Below are 18451 nucleotides of genomic sequence, written 5' to 3'. Positions count from 1 at the left end.
ATTCAGTTGTTTGTATCTAAATTATACTTTTCGATACGACGATATAGAGCTTGCCTTGTCAAACCTAGGGCAACAGCTACTTTTGTAAGGTTTCCCCCGTATTTCCTCATTGTCTTTATTATCATTTGCCGTTCCATATCTTCCAAAGAATTCGCTCCTACTCTATCAGAAATCACATTGGGTAATTCAATATATTGACTTTTAAAATCAATGTCAGTCAACACCTTCTTATTATTGATAAGAACAGTTCGATCAACTATATTTTTAAGCTCTCTTATGTTCCCCGGATAAGGCAGAGACTTTAGGAACTGTATTGCTTCTGCCGATACCTCTATATTGGGCAAGTGATTCAGTAAAACTTGTTTACGCATAAAATGATCTACAAGTAATGGTATATCTTCAATTCTTTCCCGAAGGGCAGGTAGATGAATTGTTATCAGATTCACGCGATAAAACAAATCTTCGCGAAAAGATCCATCAACAACCATTTCTGCGAGATTTCGATTTGTTGCACTTATAATTCTTACATCAACTTGTTTCTGCTTACTTTCGCCGAGTCTTTCGAACGTCTGGTCTTGTAATACCCTCAATAACTTAACCTGGCAAACGGAATCTAATTCTCCTAATTCATCGAGGAAAATACTCCCTTTATCTGCAAGTTCAAATCTCCCTATGCGATCATATTGCGCATCAGTAAATGCTCCTTTCTTGTGTCCAAACATTTCACTTTCGAAGAGGGATTGAGAGATTCCTCCTAAGTTTACCTTTACAAAAGCCTCCTTATTACGATTACTGTTCTCATGAATTGCTTCTGCGATTAATTCCTTACCCGTCCCACTCTCTCCGGTAATTAGAACCGGAGCATTGGTCTTAGCAATACGCTCAATTGTTGTAAAGAGATCTTTCAGAAGAGGAGAATTTCCGATTATTTTATCTGAAATAATTCGTGTAGAGAGACAATCTTTTGATGCTTTACTATGGTGTATATCATCCTTTTCATTCAATTCAAGGGCTGTGCTTACTGACTTTAATAAAGCAAGATTATTCCAAGGTTTTGTGATGAAGTCGAAAGCACCAGCTTGTATTCCTTTAACAGCCAAGTTGATTGATCCCCATGCTGTTATTAAAATAACTGGCACATCAGGCTTAAATATCTTCACTTGCTTCAATAAAGTCAAGCCTTCCAATCCATCTGTCCTCGATGTATAGTTCATATCCATCAATATCAACTGAATATTGTCAGCACGAACAATATCAATAGCCTCCTCAGGGGTAGAAGCATGTACGACATCATATCCAGCACGCTTTAGTACCAACTCTAAAGAAGAACGTACTGCTTTATCATCATCACAAATCAGAATCATATCATTTCTTTATTACGATAAAAATAATCAATAATACCGTATTATTAATTTAAATAATCATTATAATTGACAGTCAAAGCCCTGCCCTCAATAAAATCATATAAGGTCAAACCTCGTATTTGATAATGATACGACCAAAGAGCATAAACCTGTTCTATATAATTCCTTCGAGCAATGTCCTTTGACGTTTGTGCATCATTAAGATTCAAAACATCTATTTTTCCCAAGATAAAAGCCTCAACCGATGTATCATAACGTTGTCTCGCAATTTTATCAGCTTCTTCTGCTATTTTTAATTGTTTCCATTGGTTATTAAAATTCTGAACAGCAAGAAAGATATTTTGTTTAAAATCCATTTGTTCTTTATCCAATCTGGACTGCACAACATCCCTATTTGCTTCTGCTATTTTTACCTTTCCCTTTCTCTTTCCCCAGTCCAATATAGGAAGTTTCACCCCTACTTCTACAATCTGGTTACTACGCATATTGTGTGATTCATATGCGTGTAAAACTTTATCTTCCTGTCCTGAAACACCCAACGATGCAAAAAGAGTAAAATTCCACCGATCAGCTTTCGCCTGACTCACTCCCTGTGAAGCCTGCAACATTCTTCTCTGTACATTCAGCGTAAAGGAGTTATTAGCCAAGGCCTCAGTCAACACCTTTGGATAATATAACTCTGGAACTTTGTCTGTACTAAACTCTGGCAAAATTGCATCCAGAACAACGTCTTCTCCATATCCCAGAAACGACCTTAACTGAAACATGCGTGCATTTAAAGATAACTGAGCATCTGTAAAGGCAGATTCTGCATTCAACAAAGAAACCCTCAGTTGCAAAAGTTCATTTTCTGAGATTTGTCCTATTGTTCGTCTTGCTTCAGCAATACTATACACTTTTGAACTATTTGCAAGATTCTGAACAGCTATATCTAAATTTACTTTCCCCAGTATCAGATCGAAATAGTATTCTACAACTGTATGTGCAATATCTTCTATATCAGCAATTAATTTTTGCTCTGATTCTTTTTTCTTTATTGGTTCTATCTTTCGCATCCATCCTACACGATTAAAGCCAAAAATGGGCTGCTCTAATGTAATAGCTCCAGGAATACTTTTGTATCGAGTAAATGAATTATCCCCATATTGTTCCAACCGTTGTATGCTACTCTCTACCGATATTTTTCCACCTGTAAGCGGAATATTCTGAGTGATGAATAAACCTAAATCTATCTGGCTATAATCGTTACTAACATATTTATAACTTCCATCCTCTGACTGATACGGATTATACGATTTGGAATAGTAGGGCAATGTCCCTGTCATTGTTACCTCGGGCAACAGTTCGGATTTATAAGTACGGTATTGCCAATAGCTAGAAATGTATTCACTACGCACACCTACTGCATCCACCGACTCTTGTGAAGCTCGTATAATCGCATCCTTCAATGTTATACGAATTGTGTCCTGAGCTTGAGACAGCACCGATATTCCAACAAGAAGCACAAAAATATATAACCTATTTAATAACATAAGTACCTCCTTTCTTCTACTCATCACGCAATGCTATAGCTGGCTGTGTTTCCGAAGCCTGATTTGCCGGATACCATACTGCTAAGGAACTTACAACAACCAATATAAAAAAGGTAACGCATAGGTTAATAACATATTGTAACCAATCTTTCTGAACAAGCCTCTCAGGCACAGGAACCCCTATGTCCTTTAAGACATCAGCCATTCCAACATTTAAGCTTATAATAAACCCAAAAACGGATGCGATTGTTCCTAATAATAAAGTCTCTCCAATAAATATTCCAATCATACTTCTTTTACTTGCGCCAATAGCCATACGAAGCCCTATTTCATTCCTCCGTTCGCGAGTTCGAAACCAAAATGTCCCAATAATTCCCAGAAAAATATTTATTAATAAAAATAAGGAAATAGCACCTATACTTTTGAAGTTATTATCATAATTTTCCCAAAGCATATACTTCTTTTTAATAATATCAAAAGGAGTAACTTTTTTTAGGTACAATGGTCCTATACTTAACTGATCAGACATATCTTTTGAAAATGTTTCAATAAAAGCATCTTTATCGATCCCTTCTTTTATCCGCACAAAAATATTGACACTTCCAAGCCCTAAGTATTTCATCATATTTCTATCGAATAATGTATAAACTTCGTTTTCGTAAGGATAGAAAGGGTCTCTTTTTATTTTATTTACTATCCCAACAACATTATATATCACATCTTCTTCTGCTCTATTTTTATATACTATTTTATCCACATCATTAACATGATGTCCCCCAATATAATCCCTTTCATCTCCATTTATTATTGCAATTTTACGTTCCGAATCGCTCCACGCAAACGCCTGACCTTCTTCAAATTTAATTTTAAAAACATCAAAATACTCTGGGGAAACTGAGCGATCTGCCACTGTACCCTTTACGGGTATAGTGTCATCATTTACGAAAGTTTCGGACATATTCATCCCTGTATTGTAAGGAAATGCATTATTACTTACCGCTATTTTATCTATACTTGCATTATTCTTAATTCTGTCATAAGCAATCCATCCAAAATCAATAGCCAATTCGTCTCGGGTTTTACCTGTTTCGTTCATAAGTTCTGCGACTTTCCTCTCATTCTGAGAAAATTCTATCATATATGTATTCTCTATATCAAAACCAACCGGTTTAATATAACGCCGAAACATAAAAGTCAGATAATCTGAACAAAACCAGATAATGCAAAATATCAACATAAGTTCGATGAGAATCCAAAAATTTATTTGGCGTTCAGCCCAAATTATTTTAAAAAGATGTCGTATCATAACAGTCTATTTTTTACGATTAAGAGAATCTACAATATTCATATTGGCTGCACGCCAGGCGGGTATACCTGATGAAAGTAAATTAAGAATAAAACTCACTATTAAGACAGCAAAGACTACAGGTACAGAAATCAATGCATTTAAGGGAATCCCATTTGTATCAGTAGCATCTAGAAGCCATTCTTTCATATATGAGACAACAAAAAAGGATAGAATAAGACCAATAATTCCCCCCAATACAGAAGTAATGAAATTCTCATATAATACCTGAATAAGGATTGTATGCCTTTTTGCTCCAAACGATTTACGAATTCCTATTTCTTCCATACGACGTCTCACTCTGGAAAGACTTATACTCGATAAATTAATAGCAGGAATAAGCAATAATATGGAGAATAAGAAAGCGATGCGTCTATTTGTTATCTTCTTATCGCTCTCGAACTCCCATACATTCAACAGAGACTCTCTATTATTAAATGGACCTATAAAAGTGATATTTGAATCTTCGTTAGTTTGATCCCATTCTTTTTCTATGTTCCTTACTTCTTTTTTAACATCTTCAACCTTCGAGGGATTCACCAGAAAAAAGCATTGAAAGTTTAATCTTTCCTCAAAATTTTCAACACTGGTATAAGGAATCCATGCTTGAGCATATGCATTTTTGAAAGCTTTGGATACATCCTTAACTACACCGATTACTGTATATTCGTCAACATCTATCCGAATCTTTTGCCCAATAGCCTCTTCCTTTTTAAAAATTTCTTTAGCCATACTTTCATTTAGAACAACCTTTTTAAGACCCGAATTAAAATCTGCTTGAGTAAATGGCTTTCCTGCTAAGAATTTGAAAGAAAAAAAATCCCAATAATTGGCATCTGAACTCCTCACATCCATAGAGATTCTTAGTTTAGAATCTTTTGTCCGAACAGTCTTTCCTATATAGTTCATAATTATTCCATCTGTAGCTGTTATATTATCAGCAGATTTAATTTCCTCTCTTAATATTCTGACATGATCGAAAAGGGGAGGACCAGCACTCATTGAATTATATTTTTTCTTCTTTATCTTTCTAAAATCAATCTGTAAAAACTCACTACGCTTACTTTCGGGAGCTATATCTGCATTTTTAACCTAATCAACAACAATCAACACCATTACCATCATAATAGCCAAAGCTGTTCCTGCTATGGAAATAGTACTTATAAATTTGTTTTGCTTCAGTAGTTCTATTGCTTGTTTAAAATATACTTTATACATAATATGATCTGTTTAAAGTTATTCTATACGCCTTCCGTCGAAGAAACGAATGATACGTTCTGTAGTTCGGGCAATATGTTCATCATGGGTTACCATTACTATGGTTGTTCCCTCTTTGTTCAAATCAAAAAGTAAATCAATAATCTCAGTACCCATCTTACTATCCAAATTCCCGGTGGGTTCATCCGCTAAAATAATCTGAGGATTCCCTATCAATGCACGAGCTATGGCTACGCGCTGACATTGACCTCCCGACAGCTGAGATGGATAGTGTTTCATGCGATGCGACAACCCAACTTTCTCAAGGACCTCTTTTGCTCTTTTAGTTCGTTCCGAACTACTGGATTTTCTATAAAGTAGGGGTAGCTCCACATTGTCTAATACACTCAGAGAATTAATTAAATGAAAGCTCTGGAAAATGAATCCCAAAGTCCTATTTCGGAACTCAGCCATTTCACCATCTTTCATATTACTCGTCAGAGTATTGTTGATAAGCACCTGCCCTTCCGTCGGAGTATCTAACAACCCCATCACATTCAACATTGTACTTTTACCACAACCTGAAGGTCCCATGACAGAAATGAATTCTCCTTTCTCTACTTCCAGATTTACGTTTTCGAGAGCTACTGTTTCTATATCCTTTGTGCGGTATATCTTTGTTATACCGTCCATTTTAATGATTGCCATAGTTTATTTTATTTTTATCGATTCTTTATTTTTATAATTATCCATTAGCATTAAGATGACCTCTTCTCCTTCTTGCAAACCTCTTTTCACTTCTACATAATCATAGCTACTCTCACCTAACACAACCTTCCGTTTTGCAGCATTGTCCTTGTTTACAACCCATAGATCGTATTCACCGGGAGAGCTATAGTATGATCCATTAGGAATACGCAGGATATTATCTTTTATTCCATACTCTACAAAAACATCAACACTAAGACCACTTCTTAGCTTCAGGTCTTGCCCTTCCAAGAGAATTACATAGAAGCTGATTGTCCCATTTTTTACTGACGGAACAATATTTACAACAGTTCCTAAGATTTCTGTTTGTCCGGTTTTTATAATAGCTTTAGCTCCCGTCCTTAGTTTGTTGGCATAACTATCTGCTATCTCTGCTTCAATTTTATAATGAGATAAGTCTGATACAACAGCGATTTGAGATCCGATAGAAACCTGCGAGCCTATTTGATTATTTATATATGTCAATGTTGCCTTTTGAGGCGAGAGGATACGGGCATCTTTCAATAAACGCTCATTTTCTGAAAGCCCTTTCTCGAAAATACTATATTCCAATTGTTGAACTCTTATTTCAGCATCAGCCTTCTCTTTTTCATTCTTAATCTTTTGCTTCAACTGTTCATATTCTAACTTTGATACATCGTAATTAAGCGCTATCTCGCGAATCTTATCTGTGGTGCTTGCTCCAATGCTATCTAAGTATTTTTCGTTTTGTAGTTCTGTAAACATTTTTTTGAGCTGCATCTCCTTTACTTTCTCTTGCATCTCTAACTCAGACTGGCTACTCATAAGTGTAATACGAGTTTGTTCAAGTTTCCTTTTTTTCATTTCTCGCTCATCAAGCTTCTGCTTGTACTCCGTCTCGATAGAAGCCAATTCTAATTTCAGAAGGGGTTCGCCTATATTCACCATATCTCCTGCATGTTTATAAACTTCCAGAATACGTGAATTTATAGGCGCTACAATAATTTCTTCAGAGAATGGAATCACTTTACCCGAAGCATTTACTGTTATATTAAGAGAGCCCCTATCACTCTTACCCAATAGCAAACTCTTTTTATCTAGAGAGGCGTTCAACATATTGGATAATAAAACGATTAGGATCAATATCACAAGTGATGACAATCCATATTTCACTATCCTTTTATTCCTCTCTTTGTTTCTTACGTCTTTAGATATTTCTCTATCCATACACTTTTTATTTATTCCCCTTCTTATAAGCAAACGACGGACCAAAAACATAAACTGCTTATAATTTGAGAAATACATCAAACACAGATGTCCGATAGCGGACAATAACGTCCGCCTTTGATAAATGAATTCCTTTGATCGTAAAAAATAGATATGAAAAAACGATGACTATAAAACCACAAGTTCCGCCCTTCAATAGAAGAAAAGCGGAACTTGGCTCATCACACACACTTTAGATGAGAGACCCTCCAGATGCGCTACCTGGCGGATCGAAGCACACACACAACACTTAACACAAATTTCCTATCTCAATAATCTAAGCTAAAGTTGCTTATAAATTATTTTTATTTTTCTTAATCTCTCTTACACCTAACAGAACCGAAGGACGAAGCCGGCCCATCAACTCGTAAGACTCCATAAGCCTCTGATTTGTCTATAGCTCGGTTCCAAACTCGTCCTTCGTTTACATCAGAGATACTACTTGTAATGAAAGAAGAAACCTGAGTATATGAATCTTTAGGATCAGAGATGCTCCCAAATGTAATACCTCCAACTAATAGGACGTTGAATCCTCCGGCTAAAGAGGACTTGCTCTTCCCCACAGAGGTATCTCTATCTATCTGTCCATTATTTATAACAAGGGGACTACATGGACTAAGCATAGCTATTCCTAATCCTATTTTATTCTCACCATCTGCAACTCCCTGGAATGTAGGGTCATTTGGTTCTCCGACTTCTAAGTCTGAATCCCATTGCACACTATTGGCGTCTAATCCGAACGAAGGGGCATAACTGCTGTATTTTTCAGGATTATTGAAAATAACTTTTGCCAACATATTCCATTCCCGGTCGGTAGGGACGTGCCAACCCTCTGGACATACTCCCTGAATTATTGGAGTAGTTTCTATCGGTCCTGCTTCCTGACCTTGCGATCCTATTTCTTCTTTCTGCCAAATAGCATCTTGTGCTCCTAGTGTAGCAGCCGAGTAGGTATATAGCAACCCTTGGTTTGGTCTCCACGTTTCAGGTTTAACTCCTGTGGTGTTTTCCCAAGAGTCATTGGGATACATATAATATCTGTCCTTGAGTTCTGGCGCTTCGAGATCTCCTTCTGCTCTTTTTATAACAAAATTAGCTATACTATTATTAATATAGCGTGCATTTTCAAGAGTCCAATATCCTGCAAAATTGTCAGGGTCGCTAGGGCTTCCAAATGCTCTGTATGGGTACTTTTCTCCATCACGATCATCTTCTACATATTCAACAACATTCTCTCCGCCTGATGTATTACCTTGTGTCATACCCAGATATTGCCATTCATTTCCATCCCATACATACGGACCTTCGGCAATTAGCTCGTCAAAGATAGGATCGACAGGACAAAGCTCAACCTCACCCTTTGGCTGAACATTATAAATCACCAACCCGATGTGATCTTCGGGATCCCAATCACCGGTAGCCTGATCTATAGTAGAAGCCAAACTTGTTTTTTCCCCCGATAGGGTCAATGTCTTTAATATAACACGCGGAAGTCCTAAACCCTTTGTTGAATTAACGGAACCATCTGGTTTATCCTCTTGTTTAAGATCAAGGATTGCTCCTTTTTCTGGTATCACCTCGCTACCAATAGTAACCTGAGCACTACAAACCACTGCAAAAATACTGGTCAGTATGCACATTGAGAATATTCGTTTCATAGATATATAGTTCATAAAGCTTTAATCGATATATGTTTATTATTTATTATAGTTATAAAGATCCTTCACGCAACGAACGGCTGCTCCACTGGCAGTATCTTCATAAGTACCTCCTTCTAGACCTGTTTCGGCATGAGTATGAGTCCCCAGTATAAGTTCACCGGCAGTATTGATTGACTCCACAGGTCCAATCGTCATTGTTTCTCCGAATATAGTGCTTCTTCCCACAATCGGTAATGACAATGATCTGCCATAGGCACTCCAATAAGTACCGGTATTATTATCAACTGTAATGTTTCCAGAACCTCCATTTGCAGAATATTCAATCTTACCATCTTCTTTACTCAATTGCCCGGTATGAGAATAATACGAATTGATTGAATTCATGTCACTGTATTCAAAACCATAGGCTGCCTTAGGCGATCCGTAGGTTAGCGCTTTAGCATACCCACTAGTTGCTCCAACAGGCTTCGCCCCTGAAAATGTTCCCCATGGGGATATTATCGTACCTAAGCCAATTAACGTTTCTGCTACCGGATACGGTACTCGCCAACCATCAGGACATGGATCCATTGCCGCCTTAGCTGGAAGATTTGTATTACTCCTATTGACTCTTTCCCCTGCCCAACGATCTGTCCATACATTCATTTTATAGCTCAAAGTTCCTTGAGGAAGTGCATACCAGTCAGATCCACTGGCATTTGTTAAATAAGTTATCGGATTTTGTATAGAGTAAATCAGACGTTGAGCATCCTGATCATCCCCTTTCCCAAAATCTGTAGCTGCTTTTGTAGGGTATGTCTGAGACATGGAAGGATAACTACTTCCCGACCAAATAGAGATAGGCACACGGCTAGAGTTTGTGCTTCCCGGAACTGTATTGCTAGAACCCGGGAATGGGTCTTTTCTTCCCCACTGATACAGAAGTCCTTTATGTTTATAACTATTTCCATTCGTTGTTGTTGTGGTTTCTGTTGCTCCCAGATTTCTATCTAGCCAGACAAGATTATTCTGTTGAGTGAACCTCTCTTCTTTAGGTTGATCTGTTACCCATATATGCCAGCTCCAAAGAACATTTCCATTTTCCTTATCATAGAGTGCAATAACAGCATTACCTTTGGTTGTACTTCCTGTACTAGACCGGGTAAACTCTATCTCCTGCTTCTCGGCATTATATTTTACCGAAGATGTATTTAATACATTCGCATTATCATACCATAATACTTTTGCATTCAATGTTTCTATATTATCCACATTTTGGGCATTGGCTGTTGGTATAAGAGCTGATTTTACCTCATCCTTATTTAAGCCTTGCCATACACCTTGTTTCCACACAGCAACGGCTTTAGCTATAGGAAATGAAAATTGGGTCTGATCGGGAGTAACTATATAGCAGTTAGGCAAGCTAAGATCTGCAGTATAGTCTACCGGTGCTGCTTTATGAGTTAGTGTTATTGTTACTTCTCGTTCCACATTCTCCAGTCTTCCTCTAGCTGTCAGAGTAGTTACTATATCCTCTCCTGATGTATTTAATTCTTTAGGAGTTATATATATAGCATAACTTCCCTCTCCGGAACCGGATGTTTGGCTTATATCCCAATGAGGATGAGTGTCCAATGTCCATTCGACTGCACTACTTGATGTTGCTACAATGAATTTAAATGTTTCTTTCTTATTTCCCTCATAAGTTTGAGATAGAGGAGAAATACCAAATGTAAAATCAGCTGTTTTTTGTATTGCAGACACCTTTGCACTGACAGTTTCAGCTCCAGGCATTGATGCATATACGTTAACATCTATCGTTTTATCTGATGTAAGACTACCATTGGGAGCCACAGGATTTATAGCTATTGTACCATTCTGCTCCGAAGCAACTACTTTCCACTCCGGGTCATTTATTACGGTCATCGTCCATCTAGCCCCATCTGTTACTTTTACGGTATAGTATCTTACATCTGTTTCATAAGCGCCAAAAGTTATCAGCTGGGGAGTAACGATAAGCTCTATAACAGGCTTTTCGGCTTCTCCTCCATAGCGTCCCCATTTTTCTCCATCCCAGTAGTAAACACCTGCCGGAATATCCTGACGTTGGCTAAGATCAGAATCTGCAATCGGAGTAGATTTTGTCTGCTCTGAAGATTTTGTAGTTGGAGGAATATGGTACACGGTTAGTCCTGTATGTTTCAATTTCTCATCAGGATCTGTGATTTCAAATTCTCCCATCTTCAGTCTTTGTAGATGGTATAATTCGACTCTTGGAAGCAATAGTCCTTTTGATGAATTTACTCCTTTTATTTCACTCAATCCTTGAGTTAGATCCAATAGAGCACCTTTGTTTGGCTCCTCAAGAGAGCCCATCGTTACCTGAGCTGTAACAAAAACAGATAACAATAATGAAATTGTTAATAGAAATGTTTTAAGATAGTTCATGTGTGAATTTATTGTTTCGTTATGTAAATTTGCTGTGTTATAACAAAAAAGCTGTTATTTTAATTGATATTGAAAAGTTTCATGTGCTAAAAAATGTGTAATTGTGTATTTATTAAGAACTATACTTAAAGTAGGACAATTAGGATATAGTTCTAAAGTGTGCGTTGCTTAATGTATAGTCACGTTTTGATAATTTGGCGCAATTACGCAAAAAATGGCAGAAGAGATAGTATAAAAATGCAAAAAGGGAGTATTCAGAGCGCAAAAAAATATTTACATCTGGTTATCTGACTATTACGAGCAATCAAGAAACTGCTAATTCTTTCAAAAGAGTACGAAATATCAAAACTACAGATGCAATTATCCGCAAAAAAGATGTTTTTATTTCGCAATTACCAATTTACAATACAGAAATATCATATTTAATATTAATTTTGCAGTATCACACATATTTTAAAAATCAAAGGCACAATTCCAACTACATTGAAAAATTTCCTTTAAGTTTTCTTAAAAGAGATATTTCAATAAGTCTTGACTCTATCTTAAAAAAATCAGACTATACAATTTTATGACAAAGTATTATTTCTCTCTATTCTTAATCACTTTTTTAGGAATTACTTCTCCTGTCGTTTCTACAAACAAGGACAGATCTACAGCTGATAGCATTATGAATATAATCAACAAATCGGAAGGGAAGGAGAAATTGGAACTTCTTGATCATTATAGTGGAATATATCAGACAGATGTTTACTTAAACAAGGAGCTAGAAAAAGAAGCTCAAAAACAAAATAACTATTTATATCTAGCTAATGCATATAGAAGGAGAATCTATCATTCGGCAACAAAGGGTGATCGAGATTCCATGAAGTTCCATATTAAACAAACGACGAAATATCTTGATCTATATATACAAGAAGACAGATACAAGAACAGCACCAAAGAAGAACAAAAAGTATACCTCACGAGCAGAGTGATGGCAGTAGCCACCAGAGCAACCTTATGCATTGATGAAGGTAAATATAACATTGCCTTAAGCGAGATACAAAATGCTTTGGAAGATTCTATTATAGGGAAAACGGAACACTTTAAGAGTCAAGCTCATAGTCTAATAGCCATAGCGTATCTATATACCAAGAAGCCGACAGAGGCTCTTGAAAACTTCAGAGAAGCGATGAATATAGAGGCTGAAATTGCGTCTAAAAAAGGCTCTGAAGAATATTATTCAGGAGCATATCGTTATTATTCCTCTATGGAAGGAGCTACTATAGCATATGACCAGATGGGCAAATATAAAGAAGCCCTTGCTATTTCAGATAGTCTGATAAATAAAATAGAAAACGAATATCAACTTTCAAGAAAACTGCGAGGAGACAATGCTGATGACGACTTCAAATATAACTTCTTCAAGAACAGAATTTCATGCTATAAAGCAAAAGCATACATTGGTCTTAAGGAGAAAGCAAAAGCGCGAGAAGAGCTAGATAAGATAAAACCATATATACAAAAGATGAATGCTGATAAATTCCATCAGGATTTTGACATCTATTATTTTATTGAAGTCGAATATTATCTGCTTATTGGCGATAATAAAAGAGCAATAGAGTATGCTAAATCAATAACAAACAGAATCACTCTTGACCAACAACCTTATTCCTATTTGCTTTCGAATTTGGCATTGTCTAAAGCTCTAAATGCTGGAGGGAACAATAAGGAAGCTTTTGACTTACTCTATAAAACATACAATACGAATGATTCCATAAATGCTATCCATTTTTCGAATGAATTTGCAGAAATGCAAACGACGCACGAACTTAAAGAGGCTGAATTCTTAATAAATGAGACTAATCTGAAATTAAAGAATACTCAGATGGTACTTCTAATATTTGCTATATCATTTATTCTTTTACTCCTTGTTATCTATATTATATGGAGAAATAAGAAGAATTTAAAAAGAAAGAATATCCAGCTTTACAATCAATATAAAGAAATAGAGCTTAGAAATAAACAGATAACAGAACTTCAATCAGCTTATAAAAATATAACCAATGAAGAAAATCAACCTGAAGATACAGATGGAGCTATAATGGATAAGCTGATACAATATTTATCCAATACTAAGATTTATTTAGATCCCAAAATTACTCGAGAAGAAATAGCCCAATCTATTGGTACCAACAGACAGTACCTAATAAAAGCTATAAAAGAGAAAACAGGTAAAACTTTTAATGAATTTATATATTCATACCGATTAAAATACGCCTATGAACTTATAATAAGTAATCAGAACCAAACAATCACTGATATCCTGGAAGAATCGGGATTTCATTCAAAAGCTACTTTCTATAATGCTTTTAAAGAAGCTTATGGCATGACTCCAAACGAGTTAAGAAATATTATAAGCTGAATCAAAAGACCTGATAAAGAAACAATTAAAAATTAATATATAAATAAAAAAGCGAGAGATCATACTATTGATCTTTCGCTTTTACGTTTGTAGTGTGTTAAGTGAATGGGAGTATTTGCTTTTATACCTCTATAATACTAATCCTCCTTATTGTTATCAAAAATATACTAATCATCTTTTTTACAACGCACCGAATTCATATACTCACGTTTATAGGCTGCACGATAAATTTGCCCTTTATCTCGTCGAAAATTACGACATATCGCCACATAGCTAGTTTCGGTTGCATTATCTGTTTTACCTACATAAGTACTAGATGACCATGGCATAGATAAGGAGCTATAACCTGCAGCTCTTGGCAAATCTATAATAATACGCCCTGTTAGGAATAAATTAAATCCCCCTTTATGAGAAACTGAAGATTTACCTTCGGCAGAGTAAGTTGATCCCGGAATAGGGCAAACTCCTTTCATAGCAGTTCCATGAGTAGATCCTCTAAACAATTCAGGAACAGCTGGTGTAGTTTCGTCTATAGCTAACGGATCCTCTCCAATAGGACTTCCCGGATTAGGCGGTTGTTGAACTTTTGCTAATTCAGTACCATCCCCATTGTCTATATTATCCATGTCTGCATAAAGACTCGTATTCCTTATCATTTCTCGTTCCAGCTCGGTCCATTCATAGTCACTAGGGACATGCCAGCCTTTCGGACAAATCCCCTGACGGCGCTTTTGGGTCTTTGCTGGTTGTACTCCCATGCCATCCCACTCGGGCAGGCCATTTTCGTAAGCTTCACCACTTGGATCAGGATAGTCGACATTTAATGTACCATCTTGCCCTCCTTTTCCTGCTGTAGCGGCATCCCATGTATAAAGTAGGCCAATGTATGGATTTTCTAAAAATTGCTCGGAGGCGGCTTCTCCATCTACAACAACGGAGCCTGATAATCTTGGATATGCCCAATAGGCAACATCTAATTTGTTATCAGGATTTCCACTGGCACCCCATAAAAAACGTCCTGCCGAATGATATTGATCCTGAGGGAGATCTGTATCGTATTGGAAAGCGGCTATATTTGTTGTCATCCAACGTCCTGCCTGACCAAAATCTCCAGAAATAAACTCTTTGTAAATTATTTTTCCTGCAGCATCTTTTTTTTCTCCATGTATAATAACTTTGTCTCCCCAAGCAGACCTCCAGTCGCTACGGTCAGAATTTCCTGCCATCTCAGTCTTATAGCTTTTAGGTATCCCTAACGGCTGCCATTCTACGCCATCAAACACATGTACTCCTGTCTCAATTGGGGTCAATGCACATTGATCAGCTACAGCACTATAAACAACGAGTCCTATATGATCTTTCAGCACCCATTCTCCTGTATTGCCAATGGAAGCTGCCAGTTCTGTAGAAGTTTGCGGTTTGATTTTACTTAATTTTACTCTTGGTAATCCTAATCCACCTAAAGCTGATCGCCCTCCTTTTTTTGATTCTTCGTCTCCATATTCTTTCAGATCAAGCAGAGAACCTTCATTGGGCTCATTATTTGATCCGATCGTGACTTGAGCTCCTAAATCTATCTTTATAAAAAAAGCTACAGTAAGAAGTAGCAGCAATAAACGATTTCTTTTCATTAATATGTTAGCTTAAGTTTGTAAATATTGTGTATGCATAATTTTTATAAAGCAGCAAGATTAAATATAATAATGACTGCTTTACTGTTTCGTGCTTTATCGAACTATGTTCATTAACGGAAGCGAATGTATAGTTTTATGGCCTTCGTCAGAACCCTCTTTTGCAAAATCAAATACTTATACAGCAATAACCTTACAATCAAAATATTATATAAAATAATAGATTAACAAGTCTCCTGGAAATATTTTATATCAGATAGAGCAACATCTAGTTATTTCCTAAAACCCTTCCTAAAAAAAGGACTTATTTGAAAAATATTTAATGTTAGAGAACTCTCCTTACTCCAGAGATCTTTTTCAACTAAAAAGTTAAAAGATTGAAATATTTTTTCACACTAATCGACGCTATAACCTTGTCATTTTTCGAAAAAAGAGAATTGTCCCTTCCATGCAAGTGCCATATATGCAAAAAAAAGACCTTTTATTGCAATTTCGCTCATTTATAAAAAGAATAAAGAGACTATGCAAAATCCTTATTCTTACTTTGTACTCGAATATGAATAAATAGACTACATGGGTATGAAATAATCTCTATCCCTATATTTTCTTTCTATTTATTAATATGTAATAAGTATCTTTACACACGCAAATCACACAACATGAGCAATATTTTATTTAGATTCTTAATTATTTTCGTGTTCTTCATAGCAAGCGATAATATTATTTGCAGCAACACTGATAAGCTAGATAAACTAAAAGAACAAATAGACACAAAAGATTTATCAACAATTGTTGCCTTGGAAAAAGAAGCTATAAAACAATCTAATCATCTCTATCTGGCATTTGCATATTATTGTAAAAGTGGATATTATCAAATCAATTATTCTGAGGATTCCATAGCTCATTATATTCATTTAGGCTTTAACGAACTCAACTTATTAAAAAATGAATTTAATAGGTTTTCCAAAAGTCAAACTGAATTATATCAATTTTTAAAAATTAAGTTTACTAATTCGATTGTACACAAATATCTATCAGACAATAAGTATGATTTAGCATTAATATATATAGATAGAATTTTAAAAGAGGGAGACTTAGGGACCTTTCCAATCTTCGAATACGAAGCTTATTATCTGTTAGGCGTCTGCTATTTGCATGTAAAGAAAGGAAAAGAGGCCTTGGAAAGCTTCAGAAAAGCCTATTCTCTTTATGACAACAACACAGACAAAAAGCCTTTTTCGTACCACAACCCATTTAGAGGGATGGCTCATGCATTTATTTTATTAAAAGACTATGACAGTGTTATTGTCATTAATGACAGTGTTAAACGTAAGATCGAAAAGGATTATGCTATTTCCAAATCAAATACTTTCTTTTATTACCTTTCTAAGTATGTAATAAACAATGAAAAGGCATTAGCATATGTAAAAAAAGGAGAACTTGAAAATGCCAGGAAAATACTTGATGAATCAAAAAAGATTTACTCTGAACATCTAAAAGATTCTCCCCTTATACACGCTTATTATGAAGTAGAAGCACAATATTACTCTGCAAAAAAAGATCATAATAAAGCTAAAATGTATATAAATCATACTCTAGACTCTGTTCATTCTAAAGTGATCTATAAGAATTCTTATAACTATATCATTGGTAATTTAATCAAAGCTGACATCTTACATGAAGCCGGTGATAATAGTGAAGCCTACAGTCTTCTTCGCGATTTGTACCAGCTAAATGATTCTATTAGCGCAGAAAGCTTTTCTAACCAGATAGCAGAGATACAAACATTATACAATGTTGATAAGTTAAAATTAGAATCTGAAAGAGATAAAATAAAACTGAGATCTATGCAAAACGCTCTATTCGGTTTTTTTCTAGTATTATTATTATTTACTTATATAATATATGTATCTCGAAGGAATGCTAAAATATTGAAGAAAAAGAATAAACAATTAGTTAATCAGTTTTCGGAAATAGAAAAAGGCAATAAGCAGATACAAGACTTACAGCTGCAGAAAGATAAAGAATCAGAAGAAGATCTACCAGTCACCTCTCCAAGTCAGAAATTGGTAAATAAGCTTGACTTATATTTGAAAGAATCTCAAGTATACCGTAATCCGGACCTTACTCGCGAAGAATTAGCTCTCGAAATGGGAACTAACAGACAATACTTAATCGAAGCAGTAAAAGGACAAACAGGAAAAACGTACAATGAATACATCTACACTTTTCGCTTAAAATATGCCTATAGTTTAATAGTTAAAGATAAAACTAAGCCTATTTCAGAGGTTTATCTTGAAGCCGGATTTCATACAAAAGGGACATTTAACAGAGCTTTCAAAGATACCTTTGGGATGACTCCTACTGAATTAAAGAATGCTGTTGATTAGCAAATATTTTTATTTTTCTATACTTCAGTAAAAGATCGCTCCCATTATAAGTCCTTTATTCGCAAAATAGCATCTCTTTTATTGCATAAAGCAAGACACGTAAATTCCAGTCCAACCCTTAACACCTCATAATCTGATATTTGCCATTACGATACTATTTTATGCTAATGTAAGACCCTCCTTGTATTTATATTATATACTTTTGAATGTGGATAATACTAAACGTCTGATCAAGTTGGTAGAAGATAAAGCAATGCTATAGAGATCAGAAAAATAATATAAATGAAATAAATTGTGTGTGAGGTACAATTCTGTACTTAAATTTGGAATGCATCTGCCGTTGAGGCAGGTGCATTTTGCTTATCTAAAAAGGGGTAAAATAAGACTCTCTCGTAATGTTAACTAGGATAACATTTATGGTATCTAACAGTCTTAACTGTAACACTATTAACCTTACAATTTATTTTTGCATATTTTAAATTACAAAAATGAAACAACTATAAGA

General features: G+C 35.6%; 12 protein-coding genes. 2 read left to right on the top strand and 10 right to left on the bottom strand.

Going from position 1 to position 18451, the window contains the following annotated elements; translation table 11 throughout:
• Positions 1-2 precede the first annotated feature (2 nt).
• The 9 genes from DHU68_RS02435 to DHU68_RS02400 form a co-directional block, all read right to left on the bottom strand.
• Positions 3-1364 (bottom strand): sigma-54 dependent transcriptional regulator, encoded by a 1362-nt coding sequence (locus tag DHU68_RS02435; protein WP_108821361.1) that lies wholly within the window; start codon positions 1362-1364, stop codon positions 3-5.
• A gap of 44 nt (positions 1365-1408) precedes the next feature.
• Positions 1409-2920 carry a TolC family protein gene (locus tag DHU68_RS02430; protein WP_255412420.1) on the bottom strand — a complete coding sequence of 504 codons (1512 nt, stop codon included), beginning with the start codon at positions 2918-2920 and terminating at the stop codon, positions 1409-1411.
• The gene (locus DHU68_RS02425) at positions 2913-4034 is read right to left on the bottom strand and encodes an ABC transporter permease (protein WP_160111052.1); all 1122 of its coding nucleotides are present in this window, start codon (positions 4032-4034) and stop codon (positions 2913-2915) included. Before DHU68_RS02425 ends, DHU68_RS02430 begins: the two co-directional genes overlap by 8 nt.
• 174 nt (positions 4035-4208) lie before the next feature.
• Positions 4209-5243 carry an ABC transporter permease gene (locus tag DHU68_RS02420; protein ID WP_108821359.1) on the bottom strand — a complete coding sequence of 345 codons (1035 nt, stop codon included), beginning with the start codon at positions 5241-5243 and terminating at the stop codon, positions 4209-4211.
• 90 nt (positions 5244-5333) lie between these two features.
• Entirely contained in the window at positions 5334-5459 is a 126-nt protein-coding gene (locus DHU68_RS14315) for a hypothetical protein (RefSeq protein WP_255412419.1), read from the bottom strand.
• A gap of 18 nt (positions 5460-5477) precedes the next feature.
• Entirely contained in the window at positions 5478-6146 is a 669-nt protein-coding gene (locus DHU68_RS02415; protein ID WP_108821358.1) for an ABC transporter ATP-binding protein, read from the bottom strand.
• Positions 6147-6149: 3 nt separating this feature from the next.
• Entirely contained in the window at positions 6150-7394 is a 1245-nt protein-coding gene (locus DHU68_RS02410; RefSeq protein WP_108821357.1) for an efflux RND transporter periplasmic adaptor subunit, read from the bottom strand.
• A gap of 353 nt (positions 7395-7747) precedes the next feature.
• Complete coding sequence (locus DHU68_RS02405; protein ID WP_160111051.1) at positions 7748-9091, bottom strand: FISUMP domain-containing protein; 1344 nt, start codon at positions 9089-9091, stop codon at positions 7748-7750.
• A gap of 39 nt (positions 9092-9130) precedes the next feature.
• A complete protein-coding gene (locus DHU68_RS02400; protein WP_108821355.1) occupies positions 9131-11521 on the bottom strand; it encodes a hypothetical protein in 2391 nt (796 codons plus the stop codon).
• Between the two features lie 568 nt (positions 11522-12089).
• Here DHU68_RS02400 and DHU68_RS02395 point away from each other — a divergent pair.
• The gene (locus DHU68_RS02395) at positions 12090-13925 is read left to right on the top strand and encodes a helix-turn-helix domain-containing protein (protein ID WP_108821354.1); all 1836 of its coding nucleotides are present in this window, start codon (positions 12090-12092) and stop codon (positions 13923-13925) included.
• 167 nt (positions 13926-14092) lie between these two features.
• On the opposite strand, the gene DHU68_RS02390 is transcribed toward DHU68_RS02395, so the two are convergent.
• Positions 14093-15556, bottom strand: a complete 1464-nt coding sequence (locus DHU68_RS02390; protein WP_108821353.1) for an FISUMP domain-containing protein — start codon at positions 15554-15556, stop codon at positions 14093-14095.
• A gap of 659 nt (positions 15557-16215) precedes the next feature.
• On the opposite strand from DHU68_RS02390, the gene DHU68_RS02385 reads away from it, so the two are divergent.
• Positions 16216-17946: a helix-turn-helix domain-containing protein gene (locus tag DHU68_RS02385; protein ID WP_108821352.1), complete on the top strand. Its 1731-nt coding sequence runs from the start codon at positions 16216-16218 to the stop codon at positions 17944-17946.
• Positions 17947-18451 lie beyond the last annotated feature (505 nt).

Source organism: Dysgonomonas sp. Marseille-P4361 (genome assembly GCF_900343125.1).
In the GTDB taxonomy this organism is placed as follows: domain Bacteria; phylum Bacteroidota; class Bacteroidia; order Bacteroidales; family Dysgonomonadaceae; genus Dysgonomonas.
Note: the sequence above shows the minus strand (reverse complement) of the source record. Positions and strands in the feature narration are given on the sequence as shown.